The sequence below is a fragment of the Massilia cavernae genome, assembly GCF_003590855.1.
Lineage (GTDB): Bacteria > Pseudomonadota > Gammaproteobacteria > Burkholderiales > Burkholderiaceae_D > Telluria_A > Telluria_A cavernae.
In genome coordinates, this window is sequence record NZ_QYUP01000148.1 from 68,253 (window position 1) to 76,493 (window position 8,241).

Sequence of the window (8,241 nt, forward strand, 5' to 3'; positions counted from 1 at the left end):
CTGGCGGTTTTTGGAAAGGTGCTGGGATCTCGCTTTGCTGCTACGTGAACCGTCCGCTACTCCACCGCCTCGAGGCTGGAATCGCTAAACCAAAAACGGAAGGTAAAGTAGGCTACGTAACGCATATAATTATCCCTGTGGGTTGAAAACGACTATAACGCCATTCCGGGCGGGTTGGCAAGCATTTTCGCGGCAGTGCAGCAAACAACATTTCCGCCGGTGAATGCGGATATTTATGCCGTACCGCCGACCGTGACGTCTTCGATGCGCAAGGTCGGCTGGCCAACGCCCACCGGCACGCTCTGCCCTTCCTTGCCGCATACGCCAACGCCCGAATCCAGGCGCATGTCGTTGCCGATCATCGATACGCGGTTCAACACGTCCGGGCCATTGCCGATCAGGGTCGCGCCCTTCACCGGATAGGTGACCTTGCCGTTCTCGATCATGTACGCTTCGCTCGCCGAGAACACGAACTTGCCGTTGGTGATGTCGACCTGGCCGCCGCCGAAGTTCACCGCGTACAGGCCATTCTTCACCGACGCCAGGATCTCCGCCGGGTCCTTGTCCCCCGCCAGCATGTAGGTGTTGGTCATGCGCGGCATCGGCAGGTGCGCGAACGATTCGCGGCGCGCGTTGCCGGTGATCGGCATCTTCATCAGGCGCGCGTTCATCGTGTCCTGGATGTAGCCGCGCAAAATGCCGTCTTCGATCAGCGTGGTGCACTGGGTCGGGTTGCCTTCGTCGTCCATGTTCAGCGAGCCGCGGCGGTCCGACAGCGTGCCGTCGTCCACCACCGTCACGCCTTTTGCCGCGACGCGCTCGCCGATACGGCCCGAGAACGTCGACGAACCCTTGCGGTTGAAGTCGCCCTCCAGCCCGTGGCCGATCGCTTCGTGCAGCAGCACGCCAGGCCAGCCAGGTCCGAGCACGATGGTCATCGGGCCGGCAGGCGCAGGACGCGCGTCGAGGTTGACCACCGCCGACTGCACCGCTTCGGCCGCGTATTTTTCCAGGATGGCGTCGCTGAAGTAGCCGTAGTCGTAGCGCCCGCCGCCGCCGGAGGAACCGGTTTCGCGGCGGCCGTCCTGTTCGACGATCACGGTCAGCGACACGCGCACCAGCGGGCGGATGTCGGCCGCCAGCACGCCGTCGCTGCGCGCCACCAGCACCACGTCGTATTCGCCGGCCAGGCCGGCCATCACCTGCACCACGCGCGGGTCCTTGGCGCGCGCCATTTTCTCTACGCGTTCGAGCAGCTTGACCTTGGCGGTCGCGTCCAGCGAGGCCAGCGGGTCGTGCGGCAGGTACAGCGAGCGCCCGCCCTGCTGGGTCATGCTGCCGGCGACCTTGATCTTGCCGGAGCCGGAACGCGCGATGGTGCGGGTCGCGGCGGCCGCGTCCAGCAGTGCGCTCTGCGAGATTTCGTCCGAGTAGGAGAAGGCGGTCTTGTCGCCCGAGATGGCGCGCACGCCGACGCCCTGGTCGATCGAGAAGCTGCCGGTCTTGACGATGCCTTCTTCCAGGCTCCAGCCTTCGCTCTTGGTGAACTGGAAGTACATGTCCGCGTAGTCGACCTTGTGCGTGAACATCGTCCCCAGTGCGGTCAGGATCTTGCCTTCGTCGAGGCCGAACGGCGTCAGCAGCACGTCGCGCGCGACGGCCAGCGAGGAGAGATTGGGTTCGAATGGTTTCATGTGTCAGGTCTTTCAGCGGTTGCTTGGCTTGGTTAGCGGACATTGTGCCACATCGTGCCTGTCCGCACCTCTGGTCACATCGTCCGATGCTTGAGCGCAGGCAAGCTTTCGCGGACGCTGGCGAGGTAGGCCGGGTCGATCTCGCCGCTGACCACGCCCTCGCCTTCCTTCAGCACCGCCTTGACCTCGCCCCATGGGTCGATCAGCATGCTGTGGCCGAAGGTGCGGCGGCCGTTGGCGTGGGTGCCGCCCTGGGCCGAGGCCAGCACGTAGCACTGGTTCTCGATGGCGCGCGCACGCAGCAGCACTTCCCAGTGCGCCAGGCCGGTGGTGTGGGTGAAGGCGGCGGGCACGACGATCAGCACGCACTCGCCCATCGCCCGGTACAGCTCGGGGAAGCGCAGGTCGTAGCAGACCGACAGGCCGACCCGGCCGAACGGCGCTTCGAAGCTGCCGACCGATTCGCCCGGCACAATGGTGCGCGATTCGTCATACGATTCGCTGCCCTTGGTGAAGCCGAACAGGTGAATTTTGTCGTAGCGCACAACCGGCTTGCCGTCGGGCCCGTACACCAGTACCGTGTTCATCACCTTGCCCGCGTCGCGCGAGACCAGCGGTAAGGTGCCGCCGATCAGCCAGATCCCGTGTTCGCGCGCGGCCGCGGCCATGAAGTCCTGGATCGGTCCGCTGCCCGGCTGTTCGGCGTGCGCCACCTTGTCCGCATCCGACATGCCCATGATCGGCCAGTATTCCGGCAAGGTCACCAGCTCGGCGCCGGTGGCGGCCGCTTCGGCTACCAGCCGGCGCGCGGTGGCGATATTCTCAGGCACGTTGGGCGTGGACACCATCTGTACTGCTGCAACCTTCGTCATTTCTTCTCCGCTTTCGGGGTGGCTGCCGGTACCGCCGGCTTCGGGGCGCCCAGCCGCTTGATGACGGGCGACTTCCACGGTCCGGTCACCTGCAACTCGTAGGTCAGCGCCTTCATGACCGGTGCGCGCAGGAAAAGCTGGGCCAGGAAACTGCCGATCCCGACCACCGGATTGACCGCCAGCGCATACACCAGCGGTCCCGTTCCAAGATTAAACTCCGGAATCACGACCACATGCAGGTTGGTCGTCTCGTTGGCGATATCCGCGGTGCCGTCCATCAGGACCGTGGCGGCGACGCCCCACATCTTCAGGTTGTCGGTGCGCAGCAGGCCCTTGTTGATGATGGCGTCGGCGCTGATGCCGTCGAACGCCAGCCCTTCCGAGAACACGTCCTTGAAGTCGAGCTTCAGCAGGCGCGGCAGCGCTTGCAGGCTCAGCACGCCGAGCAGCTTGGCCGCGCCCGGGTCCTGCTTGAGGAACTGGCCGGAGGCGATGTCGAGGTTGAGCTGGCCGGACAAGCTCGGGATGTCGAGCGCGTAGGGCAGGCCGTTCCAGGCGATGTCGCCGCTCAGCTTGCCCTTGCCGCCGCGCAGGGTGTCGGGGAAACCGAAGCGGTCGAGCAGCCGGCCGGCGTCGGCGATGTCGATCGTGAAGTTCAGGCTGGTGTTGCTCTTGCCGTCCTTGGTCAGCCATTTGCCGGTGCCGTTCAGCTTGCCGTCATTGTTGGCCAGGGTCAGCTTGTTGACGCGCCATTCGCGCCCGGCCAGGGCTTGCGCGTTACTGGCCAGCAGCTCCAGCCGGCCCAGCTGCCTGTTGAACAGTTCGAAGCGCTCGGCCACGATGTCGAGGCCGGGTATGGTCGCGGCCGCGCCGCGGTCGGCCTGCAGCAGGTCCTTGACGTCTTCGGCGGCGGATTCGGGAATGATCAGCGAAGCGAGCCGCGCCGTGACCTTGCCCAGGCCCTGCCCCGTCGGCGAGTCCTCCCAGGTGACGTGTCCCGACACCTGGCGCGAATCGATGCTGGCCTGCCAGGTGTCGCCCTGGTGCGAGGCGCCGACCACCACCTCGGCCAGCTTGCGCTCGCCGATGATCAGTTCGTCGGCGCGCGCCGCCATCACGTCCGGCACGATGTAGCTCGACAGGTCGAGCCCGCCGCCCGCCGATGGCGCAGCGCGCTCCGCCTTCGATCCGGCGATCGCGCTGCTGGCCGCAACCCATTGGTCGACATTGAGCGACTTCATGTTGACGTTGACCATCAGGCCGCTGTCCGGTTCCGGCGCCGGCGTGTTGACGCCGATGCCACCGCGCAGCACGCGCCACGGCTCGCGGCCCTGGCGCTGGCGTTCGTAGCGGGCACTGATCGCGCTGCCCAGCGCAATGCGGATGTCGTCGCGCGAAATGCCGCCGTCGCTCGCCGGCGTGCCGGTCATGGCGAAGTGCAGCGGCATCTGGTCAGCCGCGGGTTTGCGCAAGGGCGCCGGGAAGTCCAGCGCCATGCCGGCCAGCGTGGAGTCGACCGTCACCTGCACCTTGTGGTCGCGTACCTCGACCGCGCCAGTGTAGCGCGCGCTGCCGGACAGATGGCCGGCCAGGCGCTGCATCGCCGGCGACGGGAAGGTCCTGCGCACGCCGTCGGCCGCCACGGTGCCGCCCAGCCTGATGACGATGGCGCCGTCGCGCTGGGTGCCGCCCGCCAGCGCCAGCGGGCCGCCCACAAATGTGCCGCCCACGCCGTTCAGGTTGACGCCGCGCTCCCAGAATTCGATCCGGCCGGTCGCCCCCTGCACCGCCGGCAGGTCGTTGAAAAGCACCACCTCGTTGTTGAGCAGCTGCAGGCTGCCCTTCACTTTCGCGTCCGGAAGGTGCGACAGCGGCAGCAGCAGCTTCAGTCCCAGCCTGGCGTTGCCGGTGGCGCGCGTGTCGTCGGTGAAGTGGCCGATCCAGCCAAGCACCGGGCTGGCCGCGACATAGCGCAGGAATTCCTGCAGCTGGCCGGCGGCATTGCCGTCGATCTCCAGCATCTTGTCGTCCAGCCCAAGGTCGGGAATCACCGCCTTCACGTTCGACAGCGCCACGCCCAGCGTGGTGGCGGTGTCGCCGCGGATCTCCATGCGCACGCGGTCGAACAGGAAGCTGCCATTGACGCGGTCGGCCTGCGGCCACAAGGGCGACACGCCGTCCGGCGCGTGGTTCCCGGGCGAATAATTGAGCTTGCCGTTTTCGATGCGCCCGGCCACGCGGAACTCGCCGCGCGCGCGCTCGGCGGCGGTGTTGGCGCGGAACGGGAACTGCGCCAGGTCGCCGCGCAGCACCACGGTCACGTCCTTCGCCACGCCGCCTTCGAGCGCGCCGGTCAGCCAGTGATGCAGGTCGGGCGGCGTTTGCAAGGGCAGGTAGCTGCCGATGCGGTTCAGTTCGAACCCTGTCAGCGTGCCCTTCAGGTCGGCGGTGCCGGGGCCCTTTTCAGCCAGCGGCATGATGTGGGTGCCGGACAGCGCGCCTTTCAGCGCACCCTGCACAAAGCTGAACGAGTCCAGGTGCAGCCGCAGGCGGTCGCCTTCCTCGAACGACCAGCGCGCCCTCATGCCCAGATGGTCGAACGGCATCTCGGGGTTCTCGAAATAGCCCGACAGGCGCAGCACGGTATTGCGCGAATCGATGTTGATGGCGCCGCCCTTGTCGGTCGCGTCCACCGCCCCGGTCAGGTTGTCGAAGCCTGGAATCGCAGGCACTGCCGCCAGCGCTGGCCTGCCGCCTTCGGCCGGCTGCGCCGCGCGCGCAGGCTGCGCCTGCAGGCCGAGGCCGACCATGCGGCCCTTGATGCGGTAGCTGGTGATGGCCGGATACTGGCCCTGCCACTGCGCCGACAGGTCCTCGATCCGGCCGCGCGGGCCGAAGTCGTTCAGCATGGCGCGCTGCGGATCGGTCAGCGGCAGCTGCGCCGCCACCGCCGCGAGCGTGGCCAGGTCGAGCGCCTTGGCGCTGATGGCCACGCGCTCGGGCGTGCGCCCGCGAGCCGGCGTGAAGGTCTCGCTGATGGTGGTCGGCGGCAGCGCCAGTCCGTCGCCGGTTTCGATCGAAAAGCCGGTGAGGGTCGCGGTATGGCCGTAGGCTTCGAAGGTCGGCTTGCCCGCCTCGGCGCCGCGCGGCACCGTCTCGCGCGCCGACACGCGTCCGCTGACGCGCTTGAGCACCAGCGGCGGCAGCGTCTTGCGCAGGCGCGCGCTGACGTCGACCAGGCCCACGTCGGCGGTAAAGCCTTCCAGCTTGGCGTCGTCCAGCGTCAGCCAGGCGCGCACCGAGCCCTTGCCCTGGCTGATCTCGAACGGATAATCGATGTAGGGCGTCCATCCGGCCAGGTCGGTCTGGCGCACGTCGACATACAGTTCGCCCTTCCACAGGCGCGGGTCGGCGATGCGGCGCGCGAAGCGCGGATGGGAGAAGGCGGCGCGCACATCGATCGGCTGGGCCAGGCTGGCCGGCGGCGTGGCGCGCAGGCCGAAGCGGTGTTCGGTCCAGCGGTTCAGCAGCAGCATGTTGACGTTGTCCAGCGCCAGCGTGGGCGCCGCACGTTTTTCGTCGGTCCAGTTGATTTTGCCTTCGCGGATGACGATCTCGCGCTGCTTGAAGGCCCAGTCGCCGGCGTCGGTGTCGCCCGGACCTTCGGTGACCAGCACGCCGGCGACGTACAGCTTGCCGTCGGCGGTGCGGCGCACGTCCAGTTCGGGACGGATGATCTCGAGCGATTCGAAGCGCAGGTCGCGCGCCGCCACGCTCCACCACGACACCGTGGCCGATACGCTCGGCAGCGCCAGCACCTGGCGGCCCTGGGCGTCGCGCAGGCTGACATCGCCGAGGAAGAAGTTGGGGCGCAGCCCGCGCCACGAGGCATAGATGCGGGCGATCGACACCTGGCTGCCAAGCGCGCGGCTGGCGGCGCGTTCGATGTCGTCCTTGTAGTAGTCGATATTGGGAAGGATGGCGTAGCGCAGCACCAGGAACAGGATCGCGAACGCGAAATACACCAGCGCGACCGCCTTGACGGTGAATCCGAGGACGTGATGGCTCGCCAGGTTGGCCATGCGATAGCATGCGCGGGCCCGCCGCCAGCGTTCCGCCATAGGTACGTGCGCTGGCGCGGTCTCGTGTTCCCGGTTCTGCATCAATAAGCTAATAAAAGGGCTCGCCGTGTTTTGTCTGGTGAATAAGAGAGCGCTTGCATCAATGCCGTTGCCTACCTTACCATCGACCTGTCCTGTACAGGTGCGCGGCCCAATTCTACCCCATAGGGGCAGCAGTTGAGGCACACATTAACTCTTCCTTACATTCAATATGAGCAATGTTTCCCTCTCGCGCTTCTACCAACGCTGGGTCGCATCCGGCCCTGGCCGCGAGGAGCGGGTGGCGGAAGTCGCCCGCCATCCGGTATCGAAGCTGGACCTGGAGCGGGCGCTGGCGGTGGAACTGGAAGCCGGCATCCCGGCGCCGCGCGCCATGCGCCGCCTGCGCAACCTGGTGGTCGCGAGCCTGATCCGGCGCGACCTCGAAGGCCATGCCGACCTGGCAGAAGTGGTCGACACCATGACCGGCCTGGCCGATTTCGCGATCCGCACCCACCTGGCCGCGATCATGGCCGAGATGGTCGAGTGCCACGGCACCCCGGTCGGCAACGACTCGGGCCAGCCGCAGGAAATGATGGTGCTCGCCATGGGCAAGCAGGGCGGCGGCGAGCTGAATGTCTCGTCCGACATCGACCTGATCTTCGTGTATCCGGAAGATGGCGAAACCGCCGCCACCCTGCCCGGCCAGCGCCAGCTGTCCAACCATGAATTCTTCAACCGGCTTGGCAAGAAGCTGATCGCGGCGCTGTCCGAGATCATCGAGGACGGCTTCACCTTCCGGGTCGACATGGCGCTGCGCCCGAACGGCGCCTCGGGGCCGCTGGTGGCGAGCCTGAACATGGTGGAGGAATACCTGATCGTGCAGGGCCGCGAGTGGGAACGCTATGCCTGGGTCAAGGCGCGCGCCGTGACCGGCCGGCAGGCCGACATCGACGCCCTCGACGCCGTCGTGCGGCCCTTCGTGTACCGCCGCTACCTCGACTTCGGCGTGATCGACGCGATCCGCAACATGCACGCGCAGATCCGGGCCGAGGTGAACCGCCAGGAGCGGCTGCACCCGGACCGCAGCAACAACGTCAAGCTGGGGCGCGGCGGCATCCGCGAAATCGAATTCCTGGCGCAGGTGTTCCAGCTGATCCGTGGCGGCCGCGACGCCGCGCTGCGCGACCGCTCGACCCGCGCCACCCTGCGCCTGCTTGCCGACAAGGAGCTGATGGGCGCCGACACGGTGGCGCGCCTGCTCGACTCCTACACCTTCCTGCGCAACCTCGAGCACCGCTTGCAGTACCTCGACGACGCCCAGACCCACACCCTGCCCGCACGGCAGGAAGACCGGCAGGCGGTGGCGCGCATGATGGGCATGCCCGACGTGGCCACCCTGCTGGAGCGGCTCGACGAGCACCGCGTGTTCGTCGCCGCGCAGTTCGACGCCATCTTCAGCGACAAGAGCGAAGGCGATGGATCGGAACCGGCGGCCGAACCGCTCGACATGGAAAGCCTGGAAGCGGTCGAAGCGCGCCTGGCCGCGCTCGGCTTCGACGACCCGGCGCACGC

At 67.3% G+C, this 8,241-nt stretch carries 4 protein-coding genes; 1 reads left to right on the top strand and 3 read right to left on the bottom strand.

Annotation, left to right across the window (positions count from 1 at the left end; genetic code table 11):
* Positions 1-233: 233 nt before the first annotated feature.
* The 3 genes from tldD to D3872_RS19605 all read right to left on the bottom strand — a co-directional run bounded on the left by tldD (position 234) and on the right by D3872_RS19605 (position 6,648).
* Complete coding sequence (gene tldD, locus D3872_RS19595) at positions 234-1,694, bottom strand: metalloprotease TldD (protein ID WP_119812389.1); 1,461 nt, start codon at positions 1,692-1,694, stop codon at positions 234-236.
* Between the two features lie 74 nt (positions 1,695-1,768).
* Positions 1,769-2,566 carry a carbon-nitrogen hydrolase family protein gene (locus D3872_RS19600; RefSeq protein ID WP_119812390.1) on the bottom strand — a complete coding sequence of 266 codons (798 nt, stop codon included), beginning with the start codon at positions 2,564-2,566 and terminating at the stop codon, positions 1,769-1,771.
* A complete protein-coding gene (locus D3872_RS19605; RefSeq protein ID WP_229459425.1) occupies positions 2,563-6,648 on the bottom strand; it encodes a YhdP family protein in 4,086 nt (1,361 codons plus the stop codon). Before D3872_RS19605 ends, D3872_RS19600 begins: the two co-directional genes overlap by 4 nt.
* Positions 6,649-6,898: 250 nt before the next feature.
* Between D3872_RS19605 and glnE the strand changes: the two genes are divergently transcribed.
* Positions 6,899-8,241: bifunctional [glutamate--ammonia ligase]-adenylyl-L-tyrosine phosphorylase/[glutamate--ammonia-ligase] adenylyltransferase (glnE, locus tag D3872_RS19610; protein ID WP_119812391.1), on the top strand; the 1,343-nt coding region annotated here is incomplete at its 3' end.

Coding starts and splice junctions, on each gene's coding strand:
- tldD (WP_119812389.1), bottom strand. CDS start 1,694: ATGAAACCATTCGAACCCAATCTCTCCTCGCTGGCCGTCGCGCGCGAC.
- D3872_RS19600 (WP_119812390.1), bottom strand. CDS start 2,566: ATGACGAAGGTTGCAGCAGTACAGATGGTGTCCACGCCCAACGTGCCT.
- D3872_RS19605 (WP_229459425.1), bottom strand. CDS start 6,648: ATGGCCAACCTGGCGAGCCATCACGTCCTCGGATTCACCGTCAAGGCG.